Genomic DNA, 14812 nt, shown 5'->3' on the forward strand with positions numbered 1-14812 from the left:
CCAACCTTGAATGCAACAGCAGGAGATCTATCTCTTGTAATGCCAAAAAGACAACTTGACGATATAATCGAGATGATTTATCAACTAGACAAGATTGCCCCAGGTATGGCAAATGATGATACCCTTCTTTATGGAATTGAAGTTAAATTCTACAATTCTGTAGTCGAAGTTGATGATAGGTTTGAAACTAAAAAGAAAAGGCTCTATTGTCTGGGAGATGGGTCGGGAGTTACTCACTCCTTATCCCAAGCTTCTGCGTCGGGAGTAGAAATGGCGAGAATCCTAAACGAGCTATAAGATGAAGTACATTTACGAGCAAATTAGTAAGGCAGATGGCATAATCCTAAGGGGTGTGGTCAATACTCCTGATGATTTTGATGCAAGAAAAAAATATCCGACCGTAATCTTCTACCATGGTTTTGGGGGAGATAGGAATGGGTCTTGTTTTTTTAGGGTGCAGAATGCAAGATACCTAACCGATAGAGGCTATCTTGTGGTTAGGTTTGACTTTTCTGGGACTTGTGAGTCTGATGGAAGTTTTTACGATATGACAGTTAGTAGAGAAGAGGCAGAAGCGGAAATGATTCACGATTTTACAAGGCTTAAATCCTATGTAGATAGGGACAGGCTTTATTGGATGGGTCATTCTCTAGGGGGTGTTATTGCAACCCTAAAGGCACATAAGCTAAAGCCTAAGGCTATGTGCTTGCTAGCTCCTGCGTGTGATATGAACAATCCTGACTATATCAAAGTCATGGCAAAGACAATGTTTGAGGGAGAGCTCAGGAAGAAAAAATCAGACCTTGATGGCAAAAAATCTTATGCAGAAATTCTTGCTAGCATTGAGGATGTGGACATTGGAGGAGTTAAGCTAAATAAGAAGTTTTTGATAGACTTCCTAAGAAAGGATATCTATGGAGCTTCTGAAAAATACGAGGGCAAGGTTCTAATCATGAGGGGCGATTGTGATGATCTAGTCTTTAACGATTCTAATGAGAAACTTAGCAGGTCTTTTCCTCGTGCCAAGTATGAACAAATTAAAGGAGCAGATCACTCCTTCAAAAATGAGGACTATAGGATGCTTGTTTTTGAGAAAATGTATAGGTTTTTTGAGAAAGCCGTGGATAAAAAATAGGATGATGGATATAAAAGACAGGGGACTATCAAGTTCCTTGTTTTTTTGTGCGAGTAGGCTATCATATTTGATAAATATTTGAAGAAAAATTGGGTAAAGATAAACTACTTAGAGAAATACCTTATTTTCTTAGATATTTAGGCAATTAAAGATGAAAAATAGATAAAATACGTTATAATATAAGCATGGGAAAAATAATAATTACGACAAGTTTCGGATTGGAGGCTCTTGTCAAAAGACAAGTCCAAGATATGGGTTACGACAAGCTTGATGTAAGCGATGGTATGATATCCTTTAGCGGAAACTTACCAGATATTGCAAAACTAAATATCAATCTGAGGTGTGCCGATAGAATCTACCTTAGAATTAAAGAGTTTAAGGCGACAGACTTTGATAGTCTTTTTGAAAATATCAAGGCTATTTCTTGGCCTGACTTTTTGAGCGAGGATAGTAATTTCACTGTCAATGCAAGGACCTACAAGTCCAAGCTCTTTTCTTTAAGGAGCATCCAAGCTATATCAGAAAAAGCCATAATAGATTCTATGAAAAAGACTTATAGGAGAAATATTTTCAAGAAGTCTGGCGAAAGAGTCAATATCGAAATAATGCTTGACAGAGATATAGCCAGTGTAAATATTGATACATCTGGGGATGGACTTCACAAGAGAGGATATAGGGAGGATTCTGTCAAGGCTCCCCTTAGGGAAAATTTGGCGGCAGCCTTAGTTGACCTCTCTTTCTATAAGCCAGATAGGTTTCTTGTAGATGCCTTTTGTGGGTCGGGGACAATCCTGATTGAGGCTGCAAGAAAGGCTAGAAACATTGCTCCAGGTCTTGACAGGGACTTTGACTTTAAAAACTTTATCTTTATGGACAAGAGCCACTACAAGTTAGCCAAAAAAGAGGCCCTAGAAAAGATTGATTATGAGAAAAAACTTCATATCTTAGGTTCTGATATTTCTGGAAGAGCAATAAGTCTTGCCAAAACCAACGCCATAAATGCAGGGGTTGGGGAAGATATCGCCTTTGTCAAAAGGGATGTGGCCTCTCTTTCTGTAAGTGCTAGTGATTATGGTATACTTATATCAAATCCACCCTATGGACTGAGGTTATCTGCTACAAATATGGACGAGCTTTACAAGAAAATCAACGATAAGTTTATGAAGATGAATACTTGGTCCTTGTATTTTGTAACGGCTGATGATAAGTTTGATAGGAGATTTAGAAGAAGGCTATCAAAGAAAAGAAAGCTCTACAATGGGGGCGAGAAGGTAGATTATTACCAGTATTTTGGCGAAAGACCAAAGAAAGATTAGGAGGATGTTATCACACAGAAAGCTAAAAAATCCAGACTATGGCTTTGGATTTCATTAATAATAATTGGGATATACTTGGTGGGAGTTCTTATATTTTCATTTATAACCCTACCAAATACCTATATCAATGGAAAAAATGTTTCATATGCATCAAGAGAGTCAGCCCTTGAAGAAGTAGGAGAGGGGTTTAAGCTCGAGGTTTTGGGCAGGGATGATAGGAAATTAGTAATTAACTCTAAGGAAATATCCTATGATGCCAAGATTCCTAAAAATGCGAGTATTGACCAAAATGCAATGCTTTGGCCATTCAATCTTCTAGGCCTTACTAAGGATAAGTTGAAGTTTGACTACAAGATTAACTACGATAAGGACAAGCTCGATGATATTATCAAGGAGTCTCCACTCTTTACCAACATCACAGAACCCCAAGATGCTGGTCTTGTCTTTAAGGGAGATTCATTTGATATAAAAGAAGCTGTCATGGGAAATAAGCTAGATTATGGTAAGGTTAGGGCAGAGATTGAAAAAGCAATTACAACCGACCATAAGGATATCAAACTTACAGATTCCTACTACGAAAATCCAACCGTTCTATCAGATTCTAAGGAACTTAAACAATTAGAAGAAGATGCCAAAAAAATCGAGGCTATGAATATCAAATTCAACTTTAATGGATTTGATATCAAGCTTACTGGCAAAGATCTGGTTGCTATGCTTGAGCAAAAGGGAGATAAATTTACAATCGACTATGACAAGCTCATGGACTTTATGAAAGAAGTTGCAGATAAGACAGATACCTATGGTAAAGATAGGAAGTTTAAGGCAACTGGCATTGGAGAAATTGTCGTAAATCCAGGAGTGTACGGGTACTTGCTTGACCAAGCAGCAACAGGGGATGAGGTTTTAAAACTCTTTAACCAAAGAAAAAGTGGTGATATAGAACCAATTTATGAAAGATACGGCTTTGAGAGAACTAAGGATGGAGGAGATATTGGCAATACTTATATAGAAGTAGATCTATCTCGTCAGTATCTATGGTTTTATAAAAATGGAGAGCTAGTAGTAGAATCTCCTATCGTAACAGGAATTAACCAAGGTGGTTGGCAAACCAATGTTGGGGTTGGCTCAATCCTTTCAAAAAACACGAACCAAACCCTAAAGGGAGAAGACTTTTATGGTGGCAAGTATAATACTCCTGTAAAGTATTGGATGCCTATAGGCTGGGATGGCGAAGGCCTCCACGATGCCGATTGGAGATATTCTTTTGGTGGAAGTATCTACCAAACAGATGGTAGCCATGGTTGCTTAAACCTACCTCCATCTGTCGCAGAAACAATTTTCAATAACGTTGAAATCCATACACCAGTTGTTGTTTATGAATCATCAACCAACAACTCACCACCAATGATGTACTAGGAAGAATAATGATAAAAATAGAAAACTTAACTTACGTCTACCCAAATGGGGAAGAAGAAGGTCAAGGTAAGAAAGCCCTTGATGATCTTTCAATCGAGATCAACAAGGGCGACTTTGTGGCAATTCTTGGCCACAATGGGTCAGGGAAATCGACCTTGGGCAAGCTTTTGAATGCACAAATAATGCCTTCATCTGGAGACATTTGGGTAGATGATATTAATAGCAAAATAGAAGAAAATATTTGGGATATCAGAGAAAAATGCTCTATGGTATTTCAAAATCCCGACAACCAAATGGTTGCTACAACTGTAGAAGAAGAAGTAGCCTTTGGACCTGAAAACTTGGCAGTAGCTAATCCTGAACTCAGAAATAGGGTAGATGAAGCCATTGACCTTGTAGGAATGAGTGATTTTAAACATAGAAATCCATCCAACCTTTCGGGAGGGCAAAAGCAAAGAGTGTCTATAGCGGGTGTTATAGCTATGCTATCCGACTACATAATATTTGATGAACCAACAGCTATGCTTGACCCTAAGGGAAGAAAAGATGTGATTAACCTTGTCAAAGACTTAAATAAAAAGCATGGTAAGACCATAATCTATATCACCCACTACATGGAAGAGGCGGTTCTTGCCGATAAGATTATTGTTCTTGATAAGGGCAAGAAGGCTCTTGAAGGAAGTTCGAGAGAAGTGTTCTCTCAAGTGGCAAAGATGAAAGAATTGGGTCTTGCCGTACCCCAGGTAACAGAGGTTGCCTACGAACTTAAAAAAGCAGGTCTAGGAATTAAAGAACTTCCGTTAAATATTGAGGAGTTTTTAGAAATTATATGAAAATAGAACTTACAAATGTTGATTATATCTACAATGAAGGACTTCCGTCTGAGGTATATGCCCTAAAGGATATTAACCTTACCATAAATTCTCATGAAATTGTGGGACTTATCGGGCAAACGGGTTCGGGAAAATCTACCCTAGTCCAACTTTTGAATGGTCTACTTATACCAAGTAGGGGAGATTGTATTATAGATGATATCAACTCAAAAGATAAAAAGCGAAGAAAAGAAGCGAGGTTTAAGGTAGGTCTTGTCTTTCAATATCCTGAAAATCAGCTTTTCGAGGAAACAATAGCCAAGGATATCGCCTTTGGACCAAAGAATATGGGTCTAGGTGACCAAGAAGTCGAACAAAGAGTTAGAATGGCCATGGCAAAGGTTGGACTTGACTATGAAACCTACAAGGATAAGTCTCCTTTTGAACTTTCAGGCGGTCAACAAAGAAGAGTCGCAGTTGCTGGTATCCTTTCAATGAATCCAAGGGTTCTTGTGCTTGATGAGCTTACAGCAGGTCTTGACCCAATAGGAAGAGATGAGATTTTTTCTGAAATTATGGACTTATACAACAACGATCCAGATCTATCCATTGTCCTCGTTAGCCATTCTATGGAAGATGTGGCAGAATATGTGGACAGGGTAATAGTTATGAACGAGGGAGAGCTTTATTCTGATAAGTCGACCTATGAGACCTTTACCAAAGTTGACCTTGATAAGATAGGGCTTGACATTCCGCAAATCACAAAGTTTATGAGAGCCTACAAGAAGAAAAATCCCCAAGTAAGGGATGATATCTACACAGTATCTGCTGCGGTAGCAGAGCTAAAGAGAGTTTTAGGAGGAAATGATGGGAAACATTAGTATAGGTCAATACCTCCCCTTTGATACCTTTATCCATAGGCTAGATCCTAGGGTAAAGATTGTTGGAGTGTTTTTATATATTATTACCATATTTTTTGTGGATTCTTTCTTAGGCTACCTACCTTTCGGCATTCTGCTTTTGGCAATGCTATTTGTGGCGAAGATTCCTCTAAAGTCAGTCTTTAAGTCCCTAAAACCCCTTATATTTATAATTATTATTACAGGACTTATCAACCTAATAACCACCCAAGGAAGTGTAGTTTTTACTATTGGACCTGTTAGTGTTACTAAGGAAGGAATTTATAGGACAGGATTTACAATCCTAAGATTGATTTTAATAATCCTATCAACATCAGTCCTAACCTTTACTACTAGTCCTATGGAGCTTACCTATGGGCTTGAGAAATTATTCTCGCCTCTAAAGAGATTTGGTTTCCCAGCAGGGGAACTTGCTATGATGATATCCATATCTCTTCGCTTTATCCCAACACTTTTTGATGAAGCTCAAAAGATAAGGATGGCACAGATGGCAAGAGGAGCAGATTTTGAATCGGGAAATATTATAAACCGTGCCATAAGCATGATTCCTCTCCTAGTCCCTCTTTTCATCAACTCTTTTAAGAGAAGCGATGACCTTGCAACTGCCATGGAAGCTAGGATGTATAGGATAGGATTTGAAAGGACTAAACTAAATGAGATTAGTATGGGAAAGATCGACTGGCTTACCATTTGTCTATTTAGTATCTTTTGCCTTTGTGTAATAGTTTACCACTTCCTATGATTAGAAATATTTTGTTAGAGACCTCATATGATGGGGCTCTTTTTTCAGGCTTTCAATATCAGAAGGACCAGAGAAGTGTAGAAGAAGAAATCACCAAGGCCATTCACAAGGTAACTGGTGAGGACAATAGGATAGTTTCATGCGGGAGAACGGATAGCGGAGTTCATGCCAAAAGCCACTTTGTCAATTTTCTTACTGCAAGTGATGTAGATCCCAAAGCCTTTAAGTTTCATATCCAACCACATTTGCCAGATGATATTTTGGCAATATCTTCAAGGGAAGTTGACCTTAATTTTCATGCTAGATTTTGTGCAAAATCCAAGCTCTACAAGTATGTAATATGTAGAAAAAAGCAAATGCATCCAATCTATAGAAATTATAAGCAACAGGTAACTTATAAGCTTGACTTGGATAAGCTTAAAAAGGGTCTTGATATTCTTGTAGGAGTCCATGATTTCAGGTTGTTTATGATGGAAGATAAGGATTTAGCTATAAATACTGTAAGAAGGTTGGATGAGGCCTATTTTCTTGAAAACGGGGATGACTTGGAGATATTTTTTAGGGGTGAATCCTTCCTCCACAACCAAGTAAGAATTATGGTAGGATCTCTCATAGAACTAGCTAGAGGAAAGATTAGTATTGATGATTACAAGAGGTACTTTGATAAGTCCAACAAGCAAAGGGCAAATCCTGCCCTAGGAGCTCAAGGACTTTACCTATGGAGGGTGGAATTTTGACAGAAAGAATCCAAAAAGAAATCAAGGCTCTATTTATAATAATTTTCGCCTTTGCCTTGGGGGTCTTTGTTAAGGAAAGAATGATTATTTTCTATTTAGGACTTATTTTTATCCTCCTAGTACTGACCTTCTATTATGTAAAAACTACAGGACTTGGCTTTTGTGAAAATATCCTTGCCTTCATTTTTATCTTTTACAATGTAATATCAATTGGCTTTATGATACAATATATAAGAGGAGAAGAGTTTAGCAAAACAACCACCTACTTTCTCAAACCTATAATTGAAAATGGAGGAAGGGTCTATTTTGTTTTGGCTATCCTGATATTTACGACAGCAATGATACTTGGCTATAATTTTATCGGAGTAAATAATGGAAAAGAAGAATAATGATAAAAAATTTAAGAAAAAATTTAATAGAAAAACCTTGGAAAGATTCTTAAAAAAGAGAAACCTAATCTTTACGGCTGTAGTCCTTCTAGTAGCTCTTGCAGTTTATTTTGCAAGGGGTGGGGCAGGACCTATGTCAGGAAATCTTGCAACAACTAGCCAGATTGACGATAATTCCTACAACCAATCCAAGATTATGAGGGTTGATTTGAATAAGATAAAGACTATTGATTTTGACTTAGAAACTTGTGATGTAAGAATCCAAAAGTCAACCACCAACCCATATATAGAATACACAGTCCTCTATAAGGATGATAACCATGTTTATGATATGGATGTAAGCTTTAGTGAGGGAGTCCTCAAGCTTAAAAGCAAAATCAAGGGTAAGGACTTGTATATGAAAGACAAGATGCCTATAGTTAGGATTTTCTTGCCAAAAGATGCTGGTCTTGATGAGATTAAGGGAAAAATAACTGCGGGTGATGTTAAAATAACAGACCTTGAGGCTAAAAATTTTAACCTAGCAGTAAGAAGTGGAAATATAAGCTTAGACAATGCCCTTTTTAAGGGAGTTATTAGCAATGAAATTGGTTCTATAAGCTTGACCAAGTGCGATATAAGTGAGACAAAACTTGCCACAACCACTGGAAACATCAATGTTACAGACTCAAAACTTGGCAACAAACTCGACTTTTCAACCCAAAATGGAGATATAATCGTAAAGGCAGATAAGAAAGTTGATGAGTATAAGGTTAGTGCCAAAATGAGCCTTGGAACTTTCATTCTGGGCAATGTTTCTTATAGAAATATAAAAGATGGCTACCAAAGCGAGAATAATGGCAAGTATGAAATATCCCTAAGAACAAAGATAGGAGATATAATCTTCAACAGGGGAGAGGGAGCAGTGCTTGATCCACAGGAATACATCACCAACAAAAGTCAAAAGACCAGGGATGATGAGGATAAAGCCAACGATGAAGATATAAGAGATGCTTCGGATAAGGATAAGCGTGGAGATGATGAAGACCATCACCACCATGACGATGAAGAGGAAAATTCATCTCAATCAGGCGATCAAGATGCCACAAGTCAAGATTACGATACCGATAAGCAAAGTGAAGATACAAAAGATTACGAAGAAAATAATTAGGCTTAGGCTTAATTATTTTTTTTGGGATAAGGACAGAGATGAATGAAGAAATTTTACTAGGAAAATTAAAAAAATATTTTGGCTATGATTCTTTCAAAAAGGGGCAAGAAGACCTAGTGGAAAAAATATTGGAAGGTAGTGATGTGTTGGGAGTTCTTCCAACAGGTGGAGGAAAGTCTATTTGCTACCAACTACCTGCCCTAATCAAAGATGGGCTAAGCCTTGTGGTATCACCCTTGATTTCCCTTATGAAAGATCAGGTTGATTCTCTAAGGGAAAATGGAATTGCCGCAGCCTTTATCAACTCGAGTTTAGACTTTGACGCTTACAAAAATATCCTTGCTGATATAAAAAAGGGAGAGATAAAAATCCTATACATATCTCCTGAGAGATTAGAAAATGAATTCTTTAGGGAGTTTATTAGAAGTGTTGACATATCCTTTGTGGCAGTTGACGAGGCCCATTGCATTTCCCAATGGGGTCATGATTTTCGCCCTTCTTACAAATTAATACCAGAACTTTATGATATTGTGGGAGATGTTCAAATAACAGCCTTTACGGCGACAGCTACAGAAAAGGTGAGGGAAGATATCATAAATAACCTATCTCTAACCAATCCCTTTGTGAAAGTTACTGGTTTTGATAGGGAAAACCTCTACTTCAAGGTAGCAAAGCCCAAGGATAAGTTGAAATTCATCAAGGACTACCTAAATAAGCACGAAAAAGATTCGGGAATAATTTATGCGTCAACGAGAAAAAGAGTAGATGAGCTCTACAAGAATTTAAAGAAACTTGGCTACAGGGTATCGTGCTACCATGCTGGTCTAAGTGAAAAAGATAGGAAGAAGGCCCAAGAAGATTTTATTTACGATAGGACCAAGATAATTGTTGCGACCAACGCCTTCGGTATGGGGATAGATAAGTCGGATGTAAGATATGTTATCCATTTCAATATGCCCAAGGACATGGAATCCTACTACCAAGAAGCAGGTAGGGCTGGTAGGGATGGAGAAGCTTCTGAATGTATCCTCCTATATTCGGGACAAGATATTATCATAAACAAGCATCTGATAAATCTTGGAAATAATTTTTCTCATAAAATCTACCAACTAGAAAAACTTCAAACCATAATAAATTACGTCAATACAAGTAAGTGCTTCAGACACTACATCCTCAATTATTTTGGTGAAGAAGGCAAAGAAGAATGTGGGAATTGCTCAAATTGCCTAGCAGAAATAAAAAAAGTTGATGCGACTATTGACGCTCAGAAAATCCTATCTTGTATCTATAGGCTAAATCAGAAGTATGGGGTAGCAACTATTGTAGATTGTCTAAAAGGCTCAAGGAATAAAAACTCTAGGGAAAAAAACTTAGAAAAGGTATCGACCTTTGGTCTTATGAAAGAAAAAGATACATCCTATATCAAAGATTTAGTTGGAGTTTTGGCAGCAGATGGATATATTAAGGTAACAGGGGCGACTTATCCAGTCCTAAAACTTACAGAAAAGTCCAAGCAGGTTCTCCTAGATGGGGAAAAAATTCTAATCAATAAGATAGAAAAAGAAGAAACTAAAATAACCAAGCAAGAATCAGACTTTGACCAAGGACTTTTTAACTACCTAAAGGCGGTAAGACTTAAAATGGCAAGAAAGAGAAATATCCCACCCTTTATTATTTTTTCAGACTCAAGCCTTAAAGAAATGGCAAAGAAAAAACCAAAAACGGAAGAAGAAATGCTTGACATCAAGGGGGTAGGAGATAAGAAACTCATCCAATATGGGGATATGTTCTTGCTAAAAATCAAAGACTATGAAAATAGTAAATAAAAAAGGAGCTATTGCACAACGATTTATTCATTATGCAACAGTTCCCTTTTTTTTATAGTAAATTTATTCCCTTATTAGCTAGGGTTTTTCTTTGCTCATCTGGCCAGTAGGATACTTGAACTTCTCCTATGTGGGCCTTTTGAAGGAAGAACATACAAAGTCTTGATTGACCGATTCCACCACCTATTGTTTGAGGAAGTTTGCCATCTATCAACATCTTGTGGTAGTCGAGATTTAATCTATCAAGATTATCGGTTTGCTTTAGTTGTTCATTTAAGCTTTGTGGATTTACCCTTATTCCCATAGATGATAATTCAAGGACATCATCAAGGACAGGGTTATAGACTAGGATATCTCCATTAAGCTCCCAATCATCATAATCTGGTGCTCTTAGGTCGTGTTTTTTACCATTTGACAAGACCTTACCAATTTGCATGAGAAATACTGAGCCATATTCCTTAACGGCAGCTCTTTCTCTTTGTTTACTATCCATGTCTGGATATTTTTGGAGAAGGTCTTCACTAGTCATAAAGGTGATTTGATCTTTTAATAGCTTGTTTCTTGTAGGAATAAGCCCTGAGAGGTATTCATCAAGGGATTTCATAGTTCTGTAGATTGTTTCAACAACTGTCTTTAGATATGTTTGATTTCTTTCACAATCCTCCATTATAAGTTCCCAATCCCATTGGTCTACATAAAATGAGTGGGTATTATCAGGAACCTCACAACGTCTGATGGCGTTCATATCTGTATAGAGACCCTCGTGCATTTTAAACTTGTATTCTTCAAGGGCATATCTTTTCCATTTAGCAAGGGAATGAACAATCTCCATCTGAGCATTATTTGCCTCAGGAAGGTCAAAAGTTACAGGTTTTTCAACACCATTTAGGTTATCATTTAGACCTGACGCTCCTGATAAAAAAAGTGGGGCAGAAACCCTCTTTAGGTTGAGGTTGTTGGCAAGGTTGATTTGAAAATAATCCTTGATTTCCTTAATCAACAACTGGGTCTTGTATAAATCGACATTGCTTTTATAATTTTCTGGTATAACTAACTTACTCATAATACCTCCTTTTCAATAGTAATTAATATACTGGATTTTTGGAAGTTTTAAATAGGAAGATGGGGTTTAGATTAAAAAAAATTCTTGTAATTTTATAAAAATATATTTTTTGCAAAAATAATTAGCAGAAGATTTCAAGCTTTACTTATGATAAAACGATTGCACAAACACCTTGATTTAAAGCTTTAGCTTGATTTTAACCAAGCTGAGTGTATAACAATGGCAAGTGATATTTTATTTCACTAGGCTCACTTTGAGCTTGTCGGCCAAGGAATAGTCAACCTATTCTAGCTTATATATAAAGAAAAGAGGTGTTATGAAAAAAGAATTTTCAAATTTATTTAAGTTTGACGCAGATGTTCCATTCTCTGAGGCCTTCCCACTAGCCTTGCAACACGTTATCGCCATGATTGCAGCTTGTATTGCCCCACCATTGATTTTTGCTCAAACAGCAGGACTATCACCAGAAGATAGTATAATTCTTGTCCAAATGTCCCTAGTAGGTTCAGCCCTAACAACTTTATTAATGCTTTATCCAATTGGAAAATTCGGAGCAAAACTTCCTATGATTTATGGAGTAAGTTTTGCCTATCTACCAACCATGCTCGCCCTCGCCAGTCAATTTCAAAATGTAGGAGGAGCAGGTATAGTCGCTATTATTCTCGGAGCTCAATTAATCGGAGCTATCGCATCTTTGATATTCGCTTTTACCCTAAAATACATACTTCCATATTTTCCACCTCTAGTAAGTGGTACAGTTGTGCTTTGTATAGGAATCTCACTTTATCCAGTAGCCCTAACTAACATGGGAGGAGCAGGAGATGTTACAGCACCTGGTTGGGGAGCGTGGCAATATTGGTTAGTAGCTGTAATAACCCTAATAGCAAACTTCTCTTTCACCCACTTTGGTAAGGGAATAGTTAGCTTATCTTCCTTGCTCTTTGCTATGATTGTAGGCTATGTTGTAGCTTACTTTTTTGGAATGATAGATTTGACTCAAGTAGGAGAAGCAAGCTGGTTTTCATTCGTAAGACCTATGCATTTTGGAATAAAATTTGAACCATCAGCAATATTTTCCTTTGTAATAATATTTATAGTAACCTCTATCGAGGGAATTGGAGATATATCCTCAACAACTATAGGTGGATATGATAGAGAGCCAAGTGCCAAGGAGCTCCAAGGAGGACTATCAGCTTTTTCTATTACCAATATATTAGGAGCCTTTATTGCAACCCTACCAACAGCAACATTTTCCCAAAACGTTGGAATCATCTCAATAAACAAGGTAATCAACAAAAAGATATTCTCAACAGCAGCTATCATGATATTTATATCAGGACTTATACCAAAACTATCAAGCCTCCTTACAACAATCCCACCAGCAGTAATAGGAGGAGCAACCCTATCAGTCTTTGCCATCATTACCATGAATGGTATCAAGATGATAACAAGCCAACCTCTAAGTATGCGTAACACTTCCATAGTAGGAACAAGTGTTGCCCTAGGCTTTGGTTTTACAACAGTAGTTTCGGTAGCAGAAGCCGCTGGAGTAATATTTATGCCAGAGAGCCTAAAGATTGCAATTGGTTCATCACCAGTTGTTCTTGCAGCCATATCAGCAGTATTGATGAACATCCTGATTCCTGAAAAGGAAGAAGATAAGGCGACAGAACCATCAGTATTTGAAGAAGAAATATTTGAAAAGTAAATTATATTATATTTTTAGCTTTTGAGCAGACATTAATTTGTCTGCCTTTTTTTTGAAATAAAAGATAAGGATAGGATAGACTTGGCAAAAGATTTTATAGAGAAAAACAAATCTTTTGATATCCTTTTATTCGATATTGATAAGAATATTTTGTATAGGTCGAAAGAGTCTTTGAAACCTTCTGATATAGAGGTAGAAAAGAATGAAAAGATAAGAAGAATTGACTATTACATAGGAGATTCGCTAAATACTGCTTATTATATTGGTGGAGATTTTACTCTGCCTATTAAATCTAAAAATACAATCGCTGATATCTTTTCAATAAAACTAATATCAATCTACCTCTTAGTTTATATTTTTTTTGTAGGTATTGGCAAATTTATGATCAACAACCTCGTTGATCAATTTGTAAAGGGTCTTAATCGTTTCAATGAATCTTACAACTACAAAATTATAGAGCCCCAATACGAAGAAGTTAAACCCTACTTTAAGGACTTGGCTATTAAAAATAAAAATCTTAGAAGTGATGTGGAAAGATACCAAGAAAGACGGCAAGATCTTTTAGCAATAACAGAAAACATGGAAGAAGGTCTAATAATTTGCGGAGCAGACGGAAATATTGAGATAATGAACATATCATCCAAGGACTTATTAGCAACAGATGAAAGGTCAAACCTTGAAAATCTGATTGACGATGAAAGTTATAAGCTAAGCATAAGGGAGATAAAAATAAACCAAAGACCTAAAACCTTGGAATACAGGCTAAAAGAATCATACCTAAAAATTATAATAGACCCAATTAGGAACAACCACTACAAAGGATATGTTGTAATTATAATAGATAACTCAGAAAGCAAAAAAGCAGAAATCCTCAGAAGAGAATTTTCTTCTAATGTAAGCCACGAACTAAAAAGCCCCCTAACTAGCATAAATGGATACGCTGAGTTAATTGCAACTAGCATGGCAAAAGATGAGGACATCAAAGATATTGCTCAGATAATATATAAGGAGGGCAATAGACTCCTAGAAATAATCGACGATATTATAAAACTATCTAGCCTAGATGAGGTAAACAAGGAAATAAAAAAGGAAGAAATTGACATAAAAGATGTGGCAAATAACGCAATCTTAAAGTTTAACAATAAAACTATTTCCAAAAATATTACCATAGTAAATAATATAGCATCATACAATATTAAAACATCACCAAGCCTTTTTTATGATTTATTTACAAATATTTATGAAAATGCAATAAAATATACAAATCCTAAGGGAAAATTGAGCTATCATCTATAATTATGGATAAGAAATTATATATTTTGATAAAAGATAACGGAATAGGCATAAGTCAAAAAGATCAGGCTAGGATCTTCGAGAGGTTCTTTATAGCAGATAAGGCAAGAAGAAGAGAAGAAAAATCTACTGGCCTTGGCCTATCAATAGCCAAACATATAGCAGATCACCTAGGTCTAAATCTTTTGGTATCATCAGAATTGGGCAAGGGTTCTACTTTTAAAATTGTAATAGACATATAACCTATTTAGTCTAATTATATTTTAAATCAATAAATCTTATGTTTTATTTATACAAAAAAATTG

At 36.5% G+C, this 14812-nt stretch carries 14 protein-coding genes and 1 pseudogene; 14 read left to right on the forward strand and 1 reads right to left on the reverse strand.

Annotated elements, in window-relative coordinates; all coding sequences use genetic code 11:
• The 11 genes and pseudogenes from Q0W95_RS05465 to recQ all read left to right on the forward strand — a co-directional run.
• A pseudogene (locus Q0W95_RS05465) lies at positions 1 to 297 on the forward strand (FAD-dependent oxidoreductase); the annotation flags it as partial.
• Position 298: 1 nt separating this feature from the next.
• Complete coding sequence (locus Q0W95_RS05470; RefSeq protein WP_297790678.1) at positions 299 to 1135, forward strand: alpha/beta fold hydrolase; 837 nt, start codon at positions 299 to 301, stop codon at positions 1133 to 1135.
• A 185-nt stretch (positions 1136 to 1320) separates the two neighbouring features.
• Positions 1321 to 2451: a class I SAM-dependent RNA methyltransferase gene (locus Q0W95_RS05475; protein ID WP_297790680.1), complete on the forward strand. Its 1131-nt coding sequence runs from the start codon at positions 1321 to 1323 to the stop codon at positions 2449 to 2451.
• Positions 2452 to 2529: 78 nt separating this feature from the next.
• A complete protein-coding gene (locus Q0W95_RS05480) occupies positions 2530 to 3867 on the forward strand; it encodes a L,D-transpeptidase family protein (RefSeq protein ID WP_297790682.1) in 1338 nt (445 codons plus the stop codon).
• 8 nt (positions 3868 to 3875) lie between these two features.
• A complete protein-coding gene (locus Q0W95_RS05485; protein ID WP_297790684.1) occupies positions 3876 to 4700 on the forward strand; it encodes an energy-coupling factor transporter ATPase in 825 nt (274 codons plus the stop codon).
• Entirely contained in the window at positions 4697 to 5560 is an 864-nt protein-coding gene (locus Q0W95_RS05490) for an energy-coupling factor transporter ATPase (protein ID WP_297790686.1), read from the forward strand. The genes Q0W95_RS05485 and Q0W95_RS05490 overlap by 4 nt, the downstream gene beginning before the upstream one ends.
• A complete protein-coding gene (locus tag Q0W95_RS05495; protein ID WP_297790688.1) occupies positions 5547 to 6341 on the forward strand; it encodes an energy-coupling factor transporter transmembrane protein EcfT in 795 nt (264 codons plus the stop codon). The genes Q0W95_RS05490 and Q0W95_RS05495 overlap by 14 nt, the downstream gene beginning before the upstream one ends.
• Complete coding sequence (gene truA, locus Q0W95_RS05500) at positions 6338 to 7078, forward strand: tRNA pseudouridine(38-40) synthase TruA (RefSeq protein ID WP_297790690.1); 741 nt, start codon at positions 6338 to 6340, stop codon at positions 7076 to 7078. Before Q0W95_RS05495 ends, truA begins: the two co-directional genes overlap by 4 nt.
• Positions 7075 to 7467, forward strand: coding sequence for a hypothetical protein (locus tag Q0W95_RS05505; RefSeq protein WP_297790692.1), 393 nt, complete (start codon positions 7075 to 7077; stop codon positions 7465 to 7467). The genes truA and Q0W95_RS05505 overlap by 4 nt, the downstream gene beginning before the upstream one ends.
• Positions 7451 to 8617 carry a DUF4097 family beta strand repeat-containing protein gene (locus Q0W95_RS05510; RefSeq protein ID WP_297790694.1) on the forward strand — a complete coding sequence of 389 codons (1167 nt, stop codon included), beginning with the start codon at positions 7451 to 7453 and terminating at the stop codon, positions 8615 to 8617. Before Q0W95_RS05505 ends, Q0W95_RS05510 begins: the two co-directional genes overlap by 17 nt.
• A 38-nt stretch (positions 8618 to 8655) precedes the next feature.
• Entirely contained in the window at positions 8656 to 10443 is a 1788-nt protein-coding gene (gene recQ, locus Q0W95_RS05515; protein ID WP_297790696.1) for a DNA helicase RecQ, read from the forward strand.
• A 52-nt stretch (positions 10444 to 10495) separates the two neighbouring features.
• Here recQ and asnA read toward each other — a convergent pair whose 3' ends face one another.
• The gene (asnA, locus tag Q0W95_RS05520; RefSeq protein WP_297790698.1) at positions 10496 to 11506 is read right to left on the reverse strand and encodes an aspartate--ammonia ligase; all 1011 of its coding nucleotides are present in this window, start codon (positions 11504 to 11506) and stop codon (positions 10496 to 10498) included.
• Between the two features lie 316 nt (positions 11507 to 11822).
• Here asnA and Q0W95_RS05525 point away from each other — a divergent pair, with 316 nt between their 5' ends.
• The 3 genes from Q0W95_RS05525 (at position 11823) to Q0W95_RS05535 (ending at position 14749) form a co-directional block, all read left to right on the forward strand.
• Complete coding sequence (locus tag Q0W95_RS05525) at positions 11823 to 13214, forward strand: solute carrier family 23 protein (protein ID WP_297790699.1); 1392 nt, start codon at positions 11823 to 11825, stop codon at positions 13212 to 13214.
• An 81-nt stretch (positions 13215 to 13295) separates the two neighbouring features.
• Positions 13296 to 14510 (forward strand): histidine kinase dimerization/phospho-acceptor domain-containing protein, encoded by a 1215-nt coding sequence (locus Q0W95_RS05530; protein ID WP_297790701.1) that lies wholly within the window; start codon positions 13296 to 13298, stop codon positions 14508 to 14510.
• 2 nt (positions 14511 to 14512) lie between these two features.
• Positions 14513 to 14749: an ATP-binding protein gene (locus tag Q0W95_RS05535; RefSeq protein ID WP_297790703.1), complete on the forward strand. Its 237-nt coding sequence runs from the start codon at positions 14513 to 14515 to the stop codon at positions 14747 to 14749.
• The last annotated feature ends 63 nt before the right edge of the window (positions 14750 to 14812 follow it).

The organism is uncultured Anaerococcus sp., from assembly GCF_947253225.1.
Taxonomy (GTDB): domain Bacteria; phylum Bacillota; class Clostridia; order Tissierellales; family Peptoniphilaceae; genus Anaerococcus.